The organism is Curtobacterium sp. SORGH_AS_0776 (assembly GCF_031453355.1).
In the GTDB taxonomy this organism is placed as follows: Bacteria; Actinomycetota; Actinomycetes; order Actinomycetales; family Microbacteriaceae; genus Curtobacterium.
The window spans coordinates 2,090,691-2,108,566 of record NZ_JAVIYU010000001.1 but is presented as its reverse complement, the minus strand read 5'-3'; the positions used below and the strand labels follow the sequence as shown (position 1 = coordinate 2,108,566).

The window sequence follows — 17,876 nt, the reverse complement described above, 5'->3', positions numbered from 1 at the left end:
CGGCCGGCAGGGGGTCGCGCGTCGAACCGGGCTCGCCGCCACCCTGCCCGTCGAGACCGCCACCCGCACCGCCGGCACCGCCGATCGGGCCGGGCTGGTCGCCGGGCGTGGGCAGCCCCGTGTCGGGTCCGTCCGGTCCACCGGTCACGCCGGAGTCATCGTTGTTCAGGCCCATGCTGCTGCGATCCTCCATCCGCGACCCTCGAGTTCGTCGACGAGTCGCTGTTCCTGCTCGGGCACGACCGACACCTCGACGATGCCGATCTGCGCGCCCGGTGAGTGCTCGAGGCGCATGTCCTCGAGGTTGATGCCGATCTCCCCGATGAACGTGAGGAGGGCAGCGATCTGGCCCGGGGTGTCGTCGACGAGGACGACCACCTGGGCGAAGCGCTTCGTGGTGCCGTGCTTGCCCGGCAGCCGTTCGACGCCGCGGTTGCCCGCAGCGATGGTCTCGGCGAGGGCGCGGGGCGAACCGGGGGCGGTCGGGTCGTCGAGTGCGGCGAGCACCCGGTCGAGGTCGTCGCGGAGGTCCGCGAGCACCGGCCGGATGCGCGACGCGTTCGCACCGATGATCTGCACCCACAACCCCGGGTCGCTCGCGGCGATGCGGGTCACGTCGCGGACGCCACCGCCCGCGAGGCCGAGCGAGCCGTCCGGGGCGTCCCGCAGCCGCGAGGCCATCAACGTGGACACCAGCTGCGGCGCGTGCGAGACGTAGGCCACCGCGAGGTCGTGCGACTCCGGTTCCATCGGGACCACGGTCGCGCCGACGTCGAGCGCCAGGTCCTCGACCACGGCGGCACGCTGGTACGTGATGTCGTCGTGCCCGGCGATCACCCACGGCTGCCCGAGGAAGAGGTCGGCGCGCGCGGCGGTCGGCCCGCTGCGTTCGCGGCCCGCCATGGGGTGCGAGCCGATGTAGCGCGAGATGTCGGCGCCGGCTGCCCGGAGCGAGGCGAGCGGCCCCGACTTCACGCTCGCCACGTCGGTGACGACGGCACCGGGGAACGCCGCGAGCTCGCGCTCGACCACCGTCGCGACGACGTCCGGCGGGACGGCCACCACGACGAGTTCCGGACGGTCACCGGGATCCGGTCGACGTCCGGCACCGTAGTCGACGGCGAGCGCCAGGGCTGCGGGCGAGACGTCGTCGAGGACGACCTCGACACCCTTCTCGCGCAGCGCCAGGCCGATCGACGCACCGAGCAGACCCGCGCCGACGATCCGTACGGGTCCGCGGAGCCGCCGGTCGATGGCCGGTTCGGCGAGCGGGGTGGTGGCGTCGGTCACCCCGCAAGCCTACCGATCGTCAGTCCGAGGACTCTTCGCCGTCCGAGGCCTGGGGAGAACCCTTCGCCTCACGGGCGATGCGGAGGAGCGAACCGAGCTCGACCGTCGACAGCTCCCGGGTCTTGCCGATCGGCAGGGACCCGAGGTGCAACGGCCCGAACGACCGCCGGACCAGTTCGAGGACGGGGTGGTCGACCTCGTCGAGCATGCGGCGCACGATCCGGTTGCGACCAGAGTGCAGCGTGATCTCGACGAGCGACTCCCCCCGCGACGACTCGAGCAGGCGGACCTTGTCGGCCGCGATCGGACCGTCCTCGAGCTCCACACCGTCGAGGAGCCGCTGCACCGTCGCGGGGTTCACGTTGCCGCGCACCTTCGCGATGTACGTCTTCGTCACCCCGAACGACGGGTGCGCCAGGACATGCGCGAGGTCCCCGTCGTTCGTCAGCACGAGCAGCCCGGACGTCTCGGTGTCGAGCCGCCCGACGTTGAACAGGCGCTCCTCGTACCGGTCGACGTACTCGGACAGGTCACGACGTCCACGCTCGTCCTGCAGGCTCGAAACCATGCCGGTCGGCTTGTTGAGCAGCACGTAGCGGCGCGAGCTGTCGATCTGCACCGGGACGCCGTCCACCGCGATCTGGTCGGTCTCGGGATCGACACGCCGGCCGAGCGCGTCGACGACCTCGCCGTTGACCGTCACGCGGCCCTCGACGATCAGGTTCTCCGCGACGCGGCGAGATGCCACGCCCGCAGCCGCGATCACCTTCTGCAGGCGCTCCCCCTCTGCCTGGAGGCGCGGCGCGGCCCCGGCGGTCGCCGTCCCGTCCGCCGCGTCCCAGTCCGGGATGATCGGGCGCTCGGGCGTGCCCTCGAGCGGCTGGCCCTGCTGGTCGCGGGCCCCCTCGGGCTGCGGGGTCGTGCGGCGGTCGGTGCCGCGCGGGCCGGTGTTCCGGGGCCGGTCGCCGTTGCGCGCCGTGGTGGTTCCGCCGACGTAGCGTCGGCCGTTGTGCCACACCGTGCTGGGTCGGCCGTCCGGGGCACGGCGGTCCTCGCGGGCCGGGTCGCGGCGGCGGTCGTCGTCGCGACGGGGAGCGTCACGACGGTCGTCACGCCGATCGTCACGGCCGCGGTACCCACCGGACGCGGGGCGCTCGTCACGACCCCGGTACCCGCCGCGGTCGTCGTCACGGCGGTTGAAGCCGCCGCGGTCGCTGCCGCGGCGGTCGTCCTCGCGGCCGACGAACCGACCCCGGTCTCCCCCGCGGTCGTCGCGACCCCGGTACCCGCCGCCGGACGCCGGACGCTCGTCGCGGCCGCGGTACCCACCACCCGAGGACGGACGCTCGTCACGCCCGCGGTAGCCACCGCGGTCATCGTCACGGCGCGGGGCATCACGGCGGTCGTCACGACCCCGGTACCCACCACCGGACGCCGGACGCTCGTCACGCCCGCGGTACCCACCGCCGGAGGCCGGACGCTCGTCACGCCCGCGGTACCCACCACCGGAGGCCGGACGCTCGTCGCGCCCGCGGTACCCGCCGCGGTCATCGTCACGGCGCGGGGCATCACGGCGGTCGTCACGACCCCGGTACCCACCAGCGGACGACGGACGCTCGTCACGGCCGCGGTATCCACCGCCGCTCGACGGACGGTCATCACGGCCGCGGTACCCGCCGCCGCTCGACGGACGCTCGTCACGGCCGCGGTATACACCACCGGACGCCGGACGCTCGTCACGGCCGCGGTACCCGCCGCCGCTCGACGGACGGTCATCACGACCGCGGTAGCCCCCGCGGTCGTCGTCACGCCGGCCGGACCCCGCACGGTCGTCACGACCCCGGTACCCACCGCCAGAGGACGGACGCTCGTCACGGCCCCGGTACCCACCGGAAGCAGGACGCTCGTCACGCCCGCGGTAGCCTCCGCGCTCGTCGCGACCAGCGCCCTCGGACCGGCCACCCGCACGGCCGGAGCCTGCGGTGCGGTCGCGTGACGCGCCTCCAGGACGACCCGCGCCGTCCCGGCCCGCGCCGCCTCGTGGGCCGCCTCGTCGTTCTTCCTCATACGCGGCCATCGGGGATCCCTTCGTTCTGCTCGAAGCCGCCGGCACCGTCGTCCAGGAGGGGCGAGATGAGCGGCAGCTCGTCGAGCGAGTTGATGCCGAGCTGCTGCAGGAGCAGGTCGGACGTGACGTAGTTGATGGCGCCGGTCTCGGCGTCGGTGAACGACTCCTCGATGAGGCCGCGCGCGACGAGCGTGCGGACGACGCCGTCGACGTTGACGGCGCGGATCGAGGCGATCTGCGAACGGGTGATCGGCTGCTTGTACGCGACGACCGCGAGGGTCTCGAGCGCCGCCTGCGACAGGCGGGAGGGGCGTTCGGCCTCGACGAACTGCTCGACCACGTCGTCGAGGTCCTGCCGGACGTAGAAGCGCCAGCCGCCACCGACCTCGCGGAGTTCGAACCCGCGGCGGATCGTGCCGTCGACCCCGTCGAAGTCCGCCACGAGACGCTCGATGGCCTGCCGGACGACGGGGACGGGAGCCCCAACGGCCGCGCCGAGGGACACGAGCGACTGGGGTTCGTCGGCGATCATCAGGATCGCCTCGAGCTGTCGGTCGACGGGGATCTCCGGCCGGGCGGCACGCTCGTGCGCCTCGTGGATCTCGCGCTCGATCGCGCGGGCGTCGGCCATCTCGTCGGCGCCGCCGGGTTCGGCACTGGACGTGTCGTGCACGTCATCCGTCATAGTCGGCTCCCAGGTTGGCGAGGCTCTCGTCGGACCAGTCCTCGGCGGTCCAGCGCAGCGTCAGCTCCCCGAGCGGTTCGAACTGTTCGAACGAGATGGACGCGTTCCGGTACAGCTCCAGGATCGCGAGGAAGCGAGCCACCACGATACCCGTCTCCGAGACGCCGGCGACCAGTTCGCGGAACGAGACGTCCTCGTCGGCACGCGTGCGGAGGATCGAGACGACGATCGCGGCCTGCTCCCGGATGCTGACGAGCGGGGCGTGCAGGTGGTCGAGTCCGACCGTGGGGAGCTCCCGCGGCGCGAACGCCAGGGTCGCCAGCGCGGCGAAGTCCTGCACCGACAGGGTCCAGACGAGCTCGGGGGTCCGGGCGCGGAACCGCTCCTCGAGCCGGACGCTCCGCACGTGGCGTCGGGACTCGGTCAGCCAGCGGGAGCCGAACCAGTCGGCGGCCTGCTTGAACGCCCGGTACTGCAGCAGTCGGGCGAACAGGAGGTCGCGGGCCTCGAGCAGGGCGACGTCCTCGGCGTCGATGAGCTCACCCTGCGGCAGGAGTCCGGCGATCTTGAGGTCGAGCAGCGTGGCGGCGACGACGAGGAACTCGCTGGCCTCGTCGAGTTCGTCCTGGGACTCGGCCTGGCGCACGTACTCGATGAACTCGCCCGTCACGGCGCCGAGGGAGACCTCGGTGATGTCGAGCTCGTGCTTCGTGATGAGCGAGAGGAGCAGGTCGAACGGGCCGTCGAAGTTGCGGAGCCGGACCCGGAAGCCGGCCGCGGTCTGCGTGCCGGCGGGTGCCGGCTGTCCGGCCGGTCCGGTCGCTGGCTGTACGGGTGCCGGCTGCCCGGCAGGTCCGGGTGCCGGCTGTCCGGCAGGTCCGGGGTCAGGCGACGGCGCCACGCTCGACGAGCTCCCTGGCGAGCTGCCGGTACGCGTGTGCGGCCGCGTGGTCCGGCGCGGTCTGCGTGATCGGCCGCGCCGAGACCGTGGCGTCCGGGAACTTCACGGTCCGGCCGATGACGGTGTCGAGCACGCGGTCGTCGAAGGTGTCCACGACACGCTCCATGACCTCGCGCGAGTGCAGCGTGCGCGAGTCGTACATCGTCGCGAGGATCCCGTCGAGCTGCAGCGCCGGGTTGAGGCGGTCGCGCACCTTGTCGATCGTCTCGATGAGCAGCGCCACACCACGCAGGGCGAAGAACTCGCACTCGAGCGGGATGAGGACGCCGTGCGCGGCCGTCAGGGCGTTCACGGTCAGCAGCCCGAGCGACGGCTGGCAGTCGACGAGGATCACGTCGTAGTCGTTGGCGACCTTCCGGAGCACGCTCGCGAGGATCTGCTCGCGCGCGACCTCGTTCACGAGGTGCACCTCGGCCGCGGAGAGGTCGATGTTCGCGGGGATCACATCGAGGTAGGGCGTGTTCGTCGGCTGGATGACCTGGTTCGGGTCCTTGATCGACCCCATCAGCAGGTCGTAGACGGTGGGGATGTCGTGGGTCCGCACGCCGAGGCCGGCCGACAGCGCGCCCTGCGGGTCGAAGTCCACCGCGAGGACCTTGCGCCCGTACTCCGCCAGCGCCGCGCCGAGGTTGATCGACGTCGTGGTCTTGCCGACGCCGCCCTTCTGGTTGCACAGCGCGATGATGCGAGCGGGACCGTGGCCGTCGAGCTCCTCGGGCACCGCGAACTGCCGGACGGGCCGTCCGGTCGGACCGTAGGTGGTCTCGCCGGTTCCGGGGGTGGTCGTCGGGTTCGTGCTCACCCCGTCATCGTACCGGCGACCGGCCGCCGGGCCGGGCCGCACCGCCGGGCCGGGCCGCACCGCCGCAGGTCGGGGCCAGGAGGCGCGACTCACGCTGGGCGCAGCGCCACCCGCATGCTGTCCACGCGTTCCGCGATGACGGCGTCCGCCGTCCAGCGCTGCTGCAGGCGCCCCACGAGCTCCTGCACCTGCGTCTGGTCGAGTCCGGGGTGGAGCGCCAGCCCCACCGTCAGTTCCGCACCGGCGAACCGTCCGAGCGGGTCCCCCGGGGCCAGCTCGACCCGCGCCACCGCACGCTCCCCCACGACGGAGTCGGCGAAGGCCCGCGCCACTTCCGGGTCCTCGAAGCAGGGTGTCCACGGCAGGTCCTGCCCGATCGCCCACACCGCGGGGCGACGGAGCACGAACTCGGTCGGCGCCGTCGGGTCGAGGACCACGAGCTGGGTCTCCTCGCTCGCCGCGGCCATCGCCACACGGCGGGAGTCCGCGGGGACCGGTCGGGCGTCCGCGTCCCAGGAGCGCATCGCCTCGACCGAGGTGAAGGCGGGCATGACGCTGCGACCGTCCGGGCCGGCGACCGTCACGATGGAGAGCTCCTGCGTCTTGTCGACGAGCTTGCCGGCGTCGGTGTGCCCGATGTCTCCGGCCTCGGCGATGAGCGGGATGAGCAGCCGTGCGGTGCGGAGCGCGTCGACGACCGCCCGCTGCGACCCCCCGTCCGGCAGCGCCGTGATCGCGGCGACGACGGCCGGGTCGGCCAGACCGTCGTCGTCGTCGAACGTCGTGTCGTGCTGGTCGAACGTGCGACCGGCCCAAGCGAAGCCCGCGGAGTCCGCCGCCCCACCGGGGGTGTGCGCGTCGTCCGGGTGCCCGTCGCCCGCGGGTCCGTCGGGTCCGGTGCCGCGACCGTTCGAGATGCCCGCCACGCGCCTACTCCGAGGCGATGTCGAGCGCGGCCGGGAGCGTGAACGCCCCCGAGTAGAGCGCCTTGCCGATGATCGCGCCCTCGAGCCCGTGCGGCACGAGCTCGCGCAGTGCCCGGAGGTCGTCGAGCGTCGAGATCCCGCCGGAGGCCACGACGGGCTGGTCGGTGCGGTCGCAGACCTCGCGGAGGAGGTCGACGTTCGGGCCCTGCAGCGTGCCGTCCTTCGTCACGTCGGTCACGACGTAGCGGGCGCAGCCGGCTTCCTCGAGGCGGTCGAGGACCTCCCACAGGTCGCCGGCGTCCTCCGTCCAACCCCGGCTGGCGAGGGTCGTGCCGCGCACGTCGAGCCCGACGGCGATCTGCTCGCCGTACGTCCGGATCACGCGGGCAGCCCACTCCGGGTCCTCGAGCGCGGCGGTGCCGAGGTTCACGCGTGCCGCACCGGTGGCGAGGGCTGCCTCGAGCGAGGCGTCGTCGCGGATGCCGCCGGAGAGCTCGACGGCGACGCCCTCGACCTCGCGGATGGCGTGCGCGATGACCTTGCGGTTGTCACCGCGGCCGAACGCCGCGTCGAGGTCGACGAGGTGGATCCACTCGGCACCCTGGTCACGCCACGTCCGGGCCGCCGTCACCGGGTCGCCGTAGGAGGTCTCGCTGCCGGCCTCGCCCTGGGTGAGGCGCACCGCCTGACCGTCGACGACGTCCACGGCGGGCAGCAGGACGAGGGGCGGGGTGGTGGAGAGCTCGGTCATGGTCCTGTCTTCGTTGCGGGGGTCGTCGGGGCGCGTCGTCGTTCGCGACGTGTCGCCGCGGGTCTCAGAGCGACTGCACCCAGTTGCGGAGCAGTCGGATGCCCGGCTCGCCGGACTTCTCGGGGGGTGGAACTGGGTGGCGGTGAGCGGACCGTTCTCGACCGCGGCGACGAACCGCTGCCCGTGCTCGGCCCAGGTCAGGCGCGGCGCCCGGAACGGCCCGTACGCCTCGAGCGGGAAGTCGGTCACGCCGTACGAGTGCACGAAGTAGAAGCGCTCGTCGTGGAGGCCCTCGAACAACACCGAGTCCGCAGGAGCGTCGACCGTGTTCCACCCCATGTGGGGCAGGACGTCGGCCTGGATCTGCTCGACCGTGCCCGGCCACTGACCGAGCCCCTCGACGTCGGCACCGCGCTCGATGCCGCGCGAGAAGAGCACCTGCATGCCGACGCAGATCCCGAGGACCGGACGTCCGCCGGCGAGACGGTGGTCGACGATCTCGCCGCCCCGGACGCCCTCGAGCTGCTCGACGACGGCTCCGAACGCCCCGACGCCGGGGACCAGCAGCCCGTCGGCCCGGAGCGCCGCCTGCTTGTCCGACGTCAGGGTGACGTCGGCGCCGGCGCGTTCGAGGGCCTTGGCGGCGGAGTGGACGTTGCCCGAACCGTAGTCGAGGACGACGACGTTCGGCTTCGCCCCGGCGGTCACAGCGTGCCCTTGGTGGACGGGATGCCGTCAACGCGGGGGTCGAGTTCGACCGCCGTGCGCATCGCCCGGGCGAATGCCTTGAACTCGGCTTCGGCGATGTGGTGCGGGTCGCGGCCCGCGAGCACGCGGACGTGCACCGTGATGCCGGCGTTGAAGGTGATCGCCTCGAACACATGGCGGACCATCGAGCCGGTGAAGTGGCCGCCGATCCGGTGGAACTCGAAGCCCGCGGGCTCGCCGGAGTGCACGAGGAACGGCCGGCCGGAGACGTCGACCACGGCCTGGGCGAGCGCTTCGTCGAGCGGCACGAGCGCGTCCCCGTACCGACCGATGCCGGCACGGTCACCGAGGGCCTGCTTGAGCGCCTGGCCGAGCACGATGCCGGTGTCCTCGACGGTGTGGTGGACGTCGATGTGGGTGTCGCCGGTCGACCGCACGCGGAGGTCGATGAGCGAGTGCTTGCTGAACGCCGTCAGCATGTGGTCGAAGAACGGCACGCTCGTCGAGATGTCGGACGTGCCGGTGCCGTCGAGGTCGAGTTCGAGTTCGATGCTCGACTCGCTCGTGCTCCGGCTGATCGTGGCAGTGCGCGCGGTCATGCTGCAACCCTAACCGGCGGCTGATCGGCGGCGACGCGGCGCATGGCGTCGAGGAACACGGTGGTCTCCTCTTCCGTGCCGGCGCTCACCCGCAGGTGGTTCGGGATGCCGAGGTCGCGCACGATGACGTCCTGCTCGAGCAGCGCTTCGAACGCGGCGCGCGGGTCGGCGACGCCGCCGAACAGGACGAAGTTCGACCACGTCTCGTACGTGCGGTAGCCCATCGCCCGGAGTTCGGTCACCATGCGGTCGCGCTGCTGCGTGATGTCGTCGACCATCGCGAGCATCGCGGGGGCGTGCCGGAGCGCCGCCACCGCCGCCGCCTGGGTCAGGGCGGAGAGGTGGTACGGCAGCCGGACGAGTCGGATCGCGTCGATGACGGCCGGGTGGGCGGCCATGTAGCCCACGCGGGCACCGGCGAACGCGAACGCCTTGCTCATCGTGCGGGACACGATGAGACGCTCCCGCCCGGGCAGCAGGGTGAGGGCACTCGGGGCGTCGGCGGGCATGAACTCGGCGTAGGCCTCGTCGACCATCACGATGCCGTCGGTCGCGGCGTAGGCGGCCTCGATCGTCTCGATCGGGAGCGGCGTCCCCGTGGGGTTGTTCGGCCCGCAGAGGAACACGATGTCCGGCTGGTGCTCGCGGATGGCGGCCACCACGGTCTCGGGCGCGATGCGGAACTCGTCGTCGCGCTGCGCGGGGATCCAGGTCGTGCCGGTGCCCGACGCGAGGATCGAGTGCATCGAGTAGGTCGGAGGGAACCCGAGCACGGTGCGGCCCGGCCCGCCGAAAGCCTGGAGCAGCTGCTGGAGCACCTCGTTCGAGCCGTTGGCCGCCCAGATCTGCTCCGGCCCGAGTGCCTGCCCCGGGGCGAGGTCGCGCTGGAGGTAGTCCGCGAGGGACTGCCGCAGCTCGGTGAACTCACGGTCGGGGTAGCGGTTCACGGTCGTCAGCGCCTGGCGGATCGACGACACGATGTCCTCGGCGACGTCGGCCGGCACCGGATGCGTGTTCTCGTTGACGTTGAGCTGCACGCGCACGTGCTTCTGCGGAGCGCCGTACGGGCTCTGCCCGCGCAGGTCGTCTCGGATCGGGAGGTCTTCGAGCGTGAATGCCACCGATCCATCGTAGGCCGCTCGAACGGCATGGTGACCGGCCGTCCGGACGGTGCTAGTGCGCGGCGGTGTACTGCGCCGGGATCGAGATCTCCTGCCCGGCCTGCAGCCCGGAGCCGTCGAGCGCGTTCAGGCTGACGACGTCCTGCACGAAGTCGCGCGGGTCGGCGTTCGGGGCGGTCTCTTCCGCCAGCTGCCAGAGCGTCTCGCCCGGCTGGATGGTCACGGTCTCGAAGTGGGCGTGCGACTCGGTGTTGCCGGCCGATGCCTGTCCGCCGTTCAGCACGGCGAGTGCCACACCGATCAGCAGTGGGATCGCAGCGAGCGTCGTCAGGACGACCCGGCCGCGACGCGTGAGGCGCAGGCGCGTACGCACGGCGGGCGCGGTGCGCTGGATGTCAGCGATGGCGATGGTGCTCATGTCGTTCTTGCCTTCCCGTTCGGGTGAACCGAAGTCCTGTACCGAACATAGTTTCGAATGACGAGCCGCACAAGTCCTGCGCGGAGATTTCTGGGGGGTTTTCTGCCGACACGCTCGAACAGGTGTTTGTCCGGCGATGACCGGTCGGATACTGTTTCGATCGACTGGGACGAGTCAAGCGGGCACCACCGACATTCCCGCGGGCACGGTCCCGGCACCGACGAAGGGCGAGACGACGTGGTGGACGAACTGCGGGGCCAGAAGCCGCTGACGGCGAAGCAGCAGGCGATCCTCGACGCGATCCGTGCGTCGATCGCCAGCCGGGGCTACCCGCCGAGCATGCGCGAGATCGGTGACGCCGCGGGCTTGTCCTCGCTGTCGAGCGTCTCGCACCAGCTCGGCCAGCTCGAGCTCGGCGGGTGGATCCGCCGCGACCCGAACCGCCCCCGCGCGCTCGAGGTCCTCGTCGACGAGCCGACCCCCGACGTCGAGGGCCCGGACGTCGACGCGACGACGCTCGTCCCGCTCGTCGGTCGGATCGCCGCCGGTGTGCCGATCACGGCCGAGCAGCACGTCGACGAGATCGTGCCGCTCCCCCGGCAGCTCGTCGGCACGGGTGACCTCTTCATGCTCAAGGTCGTGGGCGAGTCGATGATCGACGCCGCGATCTGCGACGGGGACTGGGTGGTCGTCCGGTCGCAGCAGACGGCCGAGAACGGTGACATCGTCGCCGCCATGCTCGACGAGGAAGCGACCGTGAAGGTCTTCCGCCAGCGGGACGGTCACACGTGGCTGCTCCCCCGCAACACCGCGTTCGAGCCGATCCTCGGCGACGCGGCCACCGTGCTCGGCAAGGTCGTGGCGGTCCTCCGCTCGATCTGACGGCGCAGGCACCGCGTGCCTCTGCGCCGGGCACGACCAAAGCCGGTTCGAACCACACGATCACGTGGTTCGAACCGGCTTTCGTTGTGCGGCGCCGAACGGAACCGCGCAGCCGCGGTGGGTGCGGGGCGGGCGTGCGCCGCGCCTCCTGGACCGCACCGCGCGCGACCGCACCGCGCGTGACCGCGCGACCGCACTCCTCACGCCGCGCGTCAGCGCAGGGCGCGCCTCAGGACGCGACGGGCGCGACCACGAACGGGTCGAGCTCGGCGACCTGCCGCTGGAACACGCGCACCCGCAGGCGCGTGCCGTCCTCGACGTAGTCGACGCTCTCGACCGCGCCCGCGTCGTGCAGCGACGACACCAGGTCACCGCGGTCGTACGGGACCACCACGGTGAGCTCGACGTCGGGTTCGGGGAGGCGGGCCTCGATCACGTCGAGGAGGTCCTGGATGCCCTCGCCCGTGCGCGCCGAGACGAACACCGCGTCCGGCACGAGGCCGACCAGGACGAGCCGCTGCGACTCGTCGATGAGGTCGGCCTTGTTGAAGGCGACGATCTCGGGGATCTCGCGGGCGCCGACGTCGCCGATGACCTCGCGCACGGTCGCCAGCTGGGCGGCCGGGTCGGGGTGCGAGCCGTCGACCACGTGCACGATGACGTCGGCCTCGCCGACCTCTTCGAGGGTAGAGCGGAACGCCTCGACGAGCTGGTGCGGCAGGTTGCGCACGAAGCCGACGGTGTCGACGAAGGTGAACTCGCGGCCCTTCGCGCTCTCGGTCCGGCGGACCGTGGCGTCCAGCGTCGCGAAGAGCTGGTTCTGGACGAGCACGCCCGCGCTCGTCAGCCGGTTCAGCAGCGAGGACTTGCCCGCGTTGGTGTACCCGGCGATCGCGACGCTCGGGACGTCGTTGCGGTGTCGGTCGGCCCGCTTCGCCTCGCGCGCGGGGCGGAACCCGGCGATCTGGCGACGGAGCTTCGACATCCGGGTGTGGATGCGACGACGGTCGAGCTCGATCTTCGTCTCACCGGGACCACGCGAACCCATGCCCGCACCGCCGGAGACCTGGCCACCGGCCTGGCGGGACATCGACTCACCCCAACCGCGGAGTCGCGGCAGGAGGTACTCGAGCTGGGCGAGTTCGACCTGCGCCTTGCCCTCGCGGCTCTTGGCGTGCTGGCTGAAGATGTCGAGGATCACGGCTGTCCGGTCGATCACCTTGACCTTCACCACGTCCTCGAGCGCGCGGCGCTGGGACGGGGCGAGTTCGGTGTCGGCGATGACCGTGTCGGCGCCGGTGGCCTTGACGACCATCGCGAGCTCTTCGGCCTTGCCCTTGCCGAGGTACGTGGAGGGGTCGGGGTTCGGCCGGCGCTGGAGGAGCCCGTCGAGCACCACGGCACCCGCGGTCTCGGCGAGCGCGGCGAGCTCACGCAGGGAGTTCTCGGCGTCCGAGGCGTCGCCGTGCGGGTACACACCGATCAGGACGACCTGCTCGAGCCGGAGCTGCCGGTACTCGACCTCGGTGACGTCCTCGAGCTCGGTGGAGAGGCCGCCGACGCGGCGGAGGGCAGCCCGGTCTTCGCGGTCGTACTGGTCGCCGTCGCCCGTCCAGGCGTGGTCGTCGACCGATCGGGTCTGGATCGCCTGCGCGGGGGCGAAGATCGAGGAGCTCGCGCGGGAGTCGGCGTTGCGCAGGACCCGCTCGACGACACCAGCAGCGCTGTCGTCGGTGGTCTCTGCGTCTCGGTTCGTGGTGTCCGTCATCTTCTCCACAGAGTACCGCTCGGGGCCTCGGGACACACGGGGTTGCCGGTACGGTTCATCCATGGCGAACGACCACTACTTCTCCGCGAACCCGTCGTCGGACACCCGCGAACGCCAGATCCACGTCACCCTCGCCGGTCGCCCGCTCACGCTGACCACCGCCGCGGGGGTCTTCAGCCCGGACGGGCTCGACCGTGGCACGCGGGTGCTGCTCGGCTCGGTGCCGCCGCCCGCGCACGAGGGAGCACTGCTCGACGTCGGCTGCGGCTGGGGTCCGATCGCCATCACCATGGCCCTCGACTCCCCGGCCGCCCAGGTGTGGGGCGTCGACGTGAACGAGCGGGTGCTCGGTCTCGCCCGTGCGAACGCTGCTGCTGCGGGGGTCGACAACGTCACCGTCGCACTGCCGGACGAGGTACCGGCCGATCTACGGTTCCGGACGATCTGGTCGAACCCGCCGATCCGGGTGGGGAAGGACGAGCTGCACCAGATCCTGCTGACGTGGCTGCCCCGGCTCGAGGTCGGTGGGGACGCGTGGTTGGTCGTGTCGAAGGACCTCGGGGGCGATTCGCTGCAGCGGTGGTTGCGGGAGTCGCTCGACGCGGGGTTCCACGTGTCGCGGGCGTCGACGGACAAGGGGTTCCGGGTGCTGCGGGTGCACCGCGCGGCCGAGTAGGCGCCGCGGGCGCGCGTGCCGCGTGCCGCCGGCGCGCGGGGCGTGCCACCGTCGCGCGTGCCGGTGGCGCGCGGGGCGCGCGGGGTGCGCGGGGCGCGCGGCCCGAGTCGAACCACGACATCGAACCAGCGCACGCGGGCAGTTCGATGTCGGGAACGTGGTTCGACACGTCACGCGACCGGGCAGCGCGGCCAGCGCCGCGACCGGCAGCGCGGCCAGCGCGCCGCGACCGGCTAGCGCGCCGACTGCAGCGCACAGCGCACAGCGCGCAGCAGTCGGCCAGCGCGACCAGCCGGCCCGTCCGCACCGCGGCAGTGGCCAGGAGGCGCGACCCGCGTGACGAGCGTCAGCCAGCCGAACCGCGCCTCCTGGCCGGAGCACCGCCCGGGTCAGACCGTCAGGTCACCCGAGAAGACGAGTTCCGCCGGCCCGGACAACGCGACGTGCTCGCCGTCCTCCGCCGCGAAGATGCGCACCGTGACGACCCCACCCGGCACGCGCACGCGCCACGTGTCCGGCGCCCCGTTGCCTGCCCAGTACCGCGTCGCGAGGGCCGCGGCGACGGCCCCGGTGCCGCACGACAGGGTCTCGCCGCTGCCGCGCTCGTGGACGCGCATCGTGATCTGACCAACGCCGTCCTGCACGAGCGGGTCGCCCGGCAGCACGAACTCGACGTTCGCGCCGGCCGCGGGTACCGGATCGAGCACCGGCACGTACGTGAGGTCGACCTCGGCGAGCTCGTCCTCGGTCGCGACGGCGACCACCACGTGGGGGTTGCCGACATCGATGCCGAGCCCGGGGCGTGCTCCGTCGAGGTTCTTCGCCCGCACGAGCACGTCGTCCGCGCCGCCGCCCTCGATGCCGAGTCCCCAGCGCCCGAGGTCGGCGGAGAAGCCGTTGGTCGTCCGCTGGATGTCGACGAGTCCCTTGCGGCTGCCGACCGTCAGGGTCTCGCCGGGCGTCAGGTCGACGAGCCCGGACTCCGTGAGGTAGCGCGCGAAGACGCGGATGCCGTTCCCGCACATCTCGGCGACCGTGCCGTCGGCGTTGTGGTAGTCCATGAACCAGGTCGCCGCGGGGTCCTCGGCGACGAGCGCCCGCCCTTCCGGCAGCGCATCGGACCGGACCGCCCGGATGACGCCGTCGCCGCCGACACCGAACCGGCGGTCGGCGATGGCGCGGATCCGCTCGGGGGTCAGGTCGACCGACGCGTCGGGGTCGGCGAACAGGACGAAGTCGTTGCCGGTCCCCTGGCCCTTGGTGAAGTGCAGCTCGGTCACGACACGATCCTACGGGCAGCCGCTGTCAGCGCAGCCCGGTCCGCGCCGGTGACGTCGAGGAGCTCCGCGTCGGCGTACCGCCGGAACCACGACACCTGCCGGCGGGCGTACTTGCGCGTCGCGATGCCCGTCGCCTCGACCGCCTCTTCGACGGTCGCGTCCCCGCGGAGCACCTCGAGCGCCTGCGAGTACCCGATCGCCGCCCGCGCGGTCCGCCCCGACTCGAGGCCTTGCTCGCGCAACCCACGGACCTCGTCCACGAGGCCGGCGTCGAACATGCGCGCCGCGCGCTCCTGCAGCGCGGCGACGAGCTGCGCTCGGTCGCGGTGCAGGTGCAGGATCCGAGCGGGTCGCCAGGCGCGGGGCGCGGACGGGAGGCTCGGCGTGACCACCTCGGATCGGCTCGCGATCTCGAGTGCACGGATCAACCTCCGCGGGTTGCGGGCGTCGATGGTCGCCGCGGCCGCCGGGTCCAGACCGCGGAGTCGTTCCAGCAGGACGCCCGGCCCGAGTTCCTCGTGCTCGCGCTCGAGGTGGGCGCGGAGTTCGGGGTCGGTCCCGGGGAACGCGAGGTCGAAGAGCACGGCCGAGACGTACAGCCCGCTGCCGCCGACGAGCAGGGCGACGTTCCCGCGGCCGTGGATGGCCTCGATCTCCGCCCGCGCATCACGCTGGTAGGCGGCGACACTGGCCTCGTCAGTGACGTCGAGCACGTCGAGCTGGTGGTGCGGGATGCCCCGGCGCTCCTCGACGCTGAGCTTCGCGGTGCCGATGTCCATGCCGCGGTAGAGCTGCATGGCGTCGGCGTTGACGATCTCGGCGGGGCGACCTGCGGCGCTGAGGCGTTCGGCGATCGCGATCCCGAGGTCGGACTTGCCGGTGCCGGTCGCCCCGACGACCGCGATCAGGTCGCCGTCGCCGGCGCGCTCCTCGTCAGCGGCCGACACGGATGCTGGGCAGACCGAGCGACACCGGCCGCGGGCCATCGGCGGCCCCGGCGGAGGCCGGCGTCGGGACGCCACAGCTCTCCGCCTGGGCACGGTCCCACGCGTCGCCGGCACGGGTGCGCCGGATCCGCAACGGTGCGTCCCCGTCGGCGATCAGGAAGTGCGGTGCCGAGCGGGTGACCTCGACGGTGACGACGTCCCCGGGGCGCGGCACGTCCGATCCGCCCGGCACCGAGAAGTGCACGAGCCGGGAGTCCTCGGCGCGGCCCGACAGCCGGTGCGTGGCGTCGTCCTTCTTGCCCTCGCCGGTGGCGACGAGGACCTGGACCGTACGCCCGACCTGCTTCGCGTTCTCCTCTGCCGTGATGTGCTCCTGCAGGGCGACGAGGCGCTCGTACCGTTCCTGCACGACGTGCTTCGGCAGCTGCTCGTCCATCGTCGCCGCGGGCGTCCCCGGCCGGATCGAGTACTGGAACGTGAACGCCGAGGCGAACCGCGACTGCTCCACGACGCGCAGGGTGTCCTCGAAGTCCGCGTCGGTCTCGCCGGGGAAGCCGACGATGATGTCCGTCGAGATCGCCGCGTGCGGGATCTTCGCCCGGACGCGGTCGAGGATGCCGAGGAACCGTTCGCTCCGGTAGCTACGGCGCATCGCCTTGAGGACGCGGTCCGACCCGGACTGGAGCGGCATGTGCAGCTGGGGCATCACGTTCGGCGTCTCGGCCATCGCGTCGATGACGTCGTCCGTGAAGGCGGCGGGGTGCGGGCTGGTGAACCGGACCCGCTCGAGGCCCTCGATCTGACCGGCGGCACGGAGCAGCTTGCCGAACGCCTGGCGATCCCCGAACTCGACGCCGTACGAGTTGACGTTCTGCCCGAGCAGGGTGACCTCGATCGCGCCGTCGTCGACGAGTGCCTGGATCTCGGCGAGCACGTCACCCGGGCGGCGGTCCTTCTCCTTGCCGCGCAGCGACGGCACGATGCAGAACGTGCAGGTGTTGTTGCAGCCGACCGAGATCGACACCCAGCCACTGTGCGTCGAGTCGCGCTTGGTCGGGAGGGTCGACGGGAAGACGTCGAGCGACTCGAGGATCTCGATCTGCGCTTCGTCGTTGTGCCGGGCACGCTCGAGCAGCGTCGGCAGCGACCCCATGTTGTGCGTCCCGAACACGACGTCCACCCATGGCGCCTTCTCGAGGATGACGTTCTTGTCCTTCTGCGCCAGGCACCCGCCGACCGCGATCTGCATGCCGGGGTGCTCGCGCTTGATGCCCGCGAGCTGCCCGAGGTTGCCGTACAGACGGTTGTCGGCGTTCTCGCGCACGGCGCACGTGTTGATGACGACCACGTCCGCCTGCTCGCCGTCGGCGGCGACGTACCCGGCGGCCTGGAGCGACCCGCTCAGTCGCTCGGAGTCATGCACGTTCATCTGGCACCCGTAGGTGCGGACTTGGTAGGTGCGGGGGCGCGCTGCGACGGTGGCCATGGTCGTCCCAGTGTAAAACCGTCGCGACGCTACTCGAAGCGGACGGAGCCGCGAGGTCCCGCCGGCGGACGCCCGCCGCCGTCGAGCGCACGCTCGACCGCGATCCGCACGATGCCGCCGTTGTAGCCCTTGCGCATCAGGAAGCCCGAGAGCCGTCGTTCCGCCGTCGCTCGGTCGAGCCCGCGGAGCTGCCCGGCACGCTTCTGCGCGAGGTCGATCGCACGGACGAACTCGTCGTCCTCCGTCGTCGGCGGCTGCCTCGAGCGCCGCGTCGATCGCGACCTGGTCGATGCCGCGGCGCCGCAGTTCGGCGACGACGCCCTGGCGCCCCAGACCCTTGCGGTCGTGGAGGCGGTCGACGAGGTCGGTCGCGAGCGCCACGTCGTCCACGAGTCCGACGCGGGTGAGCCGCTCGATCTCGTACTCGACGACGTCCGGGTCGAGGTCGTTCTTGGTCAGCATCGTGCGCAGCTCGGACTCGCTGACGCCCTTGCGACCCAGCGCACGC

Annotated in this window: 18 protein-coding genes and 2 pseudogenes; 3 read left to right on the top strand and 17 right to left on the bottom strand. The window is 72.2% G+C overall.

The window, feature by feature from the left end:
- Positions 1-165 precede the first annotated feature (165 nt).
- Both QE359_RS10515 and QE359_RS10510 read right to left on the bottom strand, forming a co-directional pair.
- Positions 166-1,290, bottom strand: a complete 1,125-nt coding sequence (locus tag QE359_RS10515) for a prephenate dehydrogenase (RefSeq protein ID WP_309779097.1) — start codon at positions 1,288-1,290, stop codon at positions 166-168.
- A gap of 19 nt (positions 1,291-1,309) precedes the next feature.
- Positions 1,310-2,065 (bottom strand): pseudouridine synthase, encoded by a 756-nt coding sequence (locus tag QE359_RS10510; protein WP_070419123.1) that lies wholly within the window; start codon positions 2,063-2,065, stop codon positions 1,310-1,312.
- A gap of 234 nt (positions 2,066-2,299) precedes the next feature.
- On the opposite strand from QE359_RS10510, the gene QE359_RS10505 reads away from it, so the two are divergent.
- Positions 2,300-3,286 carry a hypothetical protein gene (locus QE359_RS10505; RefSeq protein WP_309779096.1) on the top strand — a complete coding sequence of 329 codons (987 nt, stop codon included), beginning with the start codon at positions 2,300-2,302 and terminating at the stop codon, positions 3,284-3,286.
- Between the two features lie 67 nt (positions 3,287-3,353).
- Here the strand turns inward: QE359_RS10505 and scpB are convergent, their stop codons facing one another.
- From scpB to QE359_RS10460, 9 genes and pseudogenes are all read right to left on the bottom strand, one after another.
- Positions 3,354-3,989, bottom strand: a complete 636-nt coding sequence (gene scpB, locus QE359_RS10500) for an SMC-Scp complex subunit ScpB (protein WP_396127760.1) — start codon at positions 3,987-3,989, stop codon at positions 3,354-3,356.
- 43 nt (positions 3,990-4,032) lie between these two features.
- The gene (locus QE359_RS10495; protein ID WP_309779095.1) at positions 4,033-4,944 is read right to left on the bottom strand and encodes a segregation/condensation protein A; all 912 of its coding nucleotides are present in this window, start codon (positions 4,942-4,944) and stop codon (positions 4,033-4,035) included.
- A complete protein-coding gene (locus tag QE359_RS10490) occupies positions 4,928-5,806 on the bottom strand; it encodes a ParA family protein (RefSeq protein WP_070416496.1) in 879 nt (292 codons plus the stop codon). Before QE359_RS10490 ends, QE359_RS10495 begins: the two co-directional genes overlap by 17 nt.
- 89 nt (positions 5,807-5,895) lie before the next feature.
- Positions 5,896-6,732, bottom strand: a complete 837-nt coding sequence (locus QE359_RS10485) for an SseB family protein (protein ID WP_229086687.1) — start codon at positions 6,730-6,732, stop codon at positions 5,896-5,898.
- 4 nt (positions 6,733-6,736) lie between these two features.
- Positions 6,737-7,483, bottom strand: a complete 747-nt coding sequence (priA, locus tag QE359_RS10480; protein ID WP_309780421.1) for a bifunctional 1-(5-phosphoribosyl)-5-((5-phosphoribosylamino)methylideneamino)imidazole-4-carboxamide isomerase/phosphoribosylanthranilate isomerase PriA — start codon at positions 7,481-7,483, stop codon at positions 6,737-6,739.
- Positions 7,484-7,654: 171 nt separating this feature from the next.
- Positions 7,655-8,191, bottom strand: a pseudogene (gene hisH, locus QE359_RS10475) (imidazole glycerol phosphate synthase subunit HisH); the annotation flags it as partial.
- Positions 8,188-8,790, bottom strand: a complete 603-nt coding sequence (gene hisB, locus QE359_RS10470) for an imidazoleglycerol-phosphate dehydratase HisB (RefSeq protein WP_309779094.1) — start codon at positions 8,788-8,790, stop codon at positions 8,188-8,190. The gene hisB and the pseudogene hisH, both read right to left, overlap by 4 nt.
- Positions 8,787-9,911, bottom strand: a complete 1,125-nt coding sequence (locus QE359_RS10465; RefSeq protein ID WP_309779093.1) for a histidinol-phosphate transaminase — start codon at positions 9,909-9,911, stop codon at positions 8,787-8,789. The genes hisB and QE359_RS10465 overlap by 4 nt, the downstream gene beginning before the upstream one ends.
- Before the next feature lie 52 nt (positions 9,912-9,963).
- The gene (locus QE359_RS10460; protein ID WP_070416501.1) at positions 9,964-10,329 is read right to left on the bottom strand and encodes a LysM peptidoglycan-binding domain-containing protein; all 366 of its coding nucleotides are present in this window, start codon (positions 10,327-10,329) and stop codon (positions 9,964-9,966) included.
- A gap of 237 nt (positions 10,330-10,566) precedes the next feature.
- Here QE359_RS10460 and lexA point away from each other — a divergent pair, with 237 nt between their 5' ends.
- Entirely contained in the window at positions 10,567-11,211 is a 645-nt protein-coding gene (gene lexA / locus QE359_RS10455) for a transcriptional repressor LexA (protein ID WP_309779092.1), read from the top strand.
- Between the two features lie 229 nt (positions 11,212-11,440).
- On the opposite strand, the gene hflX is transcribed toward lexA, so the two are convergent.
- Positions 11,441-12,979 carry a GTPase HflX gene (hflX, locus tag QE359_RS10450; protein WP_309779091.1) on the bottom strand — a complete coding sequence of 513 codons (1,539 nt, stop codon included), beginning with the start codon at positions 12,977-12,979 and terminating at the stop codon, positions 11,441-11,443.
- Positions 12,980-13,040: 61 nt separating this feature from the next.
- Between hflX and QE359_RS10445 the strand changes: the two genes are divergently transcribed.
- Positions 13,041-13,655 carry a methyltransferase gene (locus QE359_RS10445; RefSeq protein ID WP_309779090.1) on the top strand — a complete coding sequence of 205 codons (615 nt, stop codon included), beginning with the start codon at positions 13,041-13,043 and terminating at the stop codon, positions 13,653-13,655.
- Positions 13,656-14,044: 389 nt separating this feature from the next.
- On the opposite strand, the gene dapF is transcribed toward QE359_RS10445, so the two are convergent.
- The 5 genes and pseudogenes from dapF to QE359_RS19085 form a co-directional block, all read right to left on the bottom strand.
- Positions 14,045-14,935 carry a diaminopimelate epimerase gene (gene dapF, locus QE359_RS10440; protein WP_309779089.1) on the bottom strand — a complete coding sequence of 297 codons (891 nt, stop codon included), beginning with the start codon at positions 14,933-14,935 and terminating at the stop codon, positions 14,045-14,047.
- Positions 14,932-15,882, bottom strand: a complete 951-nt coding sequence (miaA, locus tag QE359_RS10435) for a tRNA (adenosine(37)-N6)-dimethylallyltransferase MiaA (RefSeq protein WP_309779088.1) — start codon at positions 15,880-15,882, stop codon at positions 14,932-14,934. Before miaA ends, dapF begins: the two co-directional genes overlap by 4 nt.
- On the bottom strand, positions 15,869-17,368 hold the full coding sequence (gene miaB, locus QE359_RS19095) for a tRNA (N6-isopentenyl adenosine(37)-C2)-methylthiotransferase MiaB (protein WP_396127759.1): 1,500 nt from the start codon (positions 17,366-17,368) through the stop codon (positions 15,869-15,871). Before miaB ends, miaA begins: the two co-directional genes overlap by 14 nt.
- Before the next feature lie 29 nt (positions 17,369-17,397).
- Positions 17,398-17,586 (bottom strand): hypothetical protein, encoded by a 189-nt coding sequence (locus QE359_RS19090; RefSeq protein ID WP_396127758.1) that lies wholly within the window; start codon positions 17,584-17,586, stop codon positions 17,398-17,400.
- Positions 17,587-17,641: 55 nt separating this feature from the next.
- A pseudogene (locus QE359_RS19085) lies at positions 17,642-17,830 on the bottom strand (RecX family transcriptional regulator); the annotation flags it as partial.
- Between the last annotated feature and the right edge of the window lie 46 nt (positions 17,831-17,876).

Bases quoted from the DNA above. Each gene is read 5' to 3' on its own strand.
- scpB (WP_396127760.1), bottom strand. From the start codon at position 3,989: ATGGCCGACGCCCGCGCGATCGAGCGCGAGATCCACGAGGCGCACGAG.
- priA (WP_309780421.1), bottom strand. From the start codon at position 7,483: ATGACCGAGCTCTCCACCACCCCGCCCCTCGTCCTGCTGCCCGCCGTG.
- hisB (WP_309779094.1), bottom strand. From the start codon at position 8,790: ATGACCGCGCGCACTGCCACGATCAGCCGGAGCACGAGCGAGTCGAGC.
- QE359_RS10460 (WP_070416501.1), bottom strand. From the start codon at position 10,329: ATGAGCACCATCGCCATCGCTGACATCCAGCGCACCGCGCCCGCCGTG.
- hflX (WP_309779091.1), bottom strand. From the start codon at position 12,979: ATGACGGACACCACGAACCGAGACGCAGAGACCACCGACGACAGCGCT.
- QE359_RS10445 (WP_309779090.1), top strand. From the start codon at position 13,041: ATGGCGAACGACCACTACTTCTCCGCGAACCCGTCGTCGGACACCCGC.
- miaB (WP_396127759.1), bottom strand. From the start codon at position 17,368: ATGGCCACCGTCGCAGCGCGCCCCCGCACCTACCAAGTCCGCACCTAC.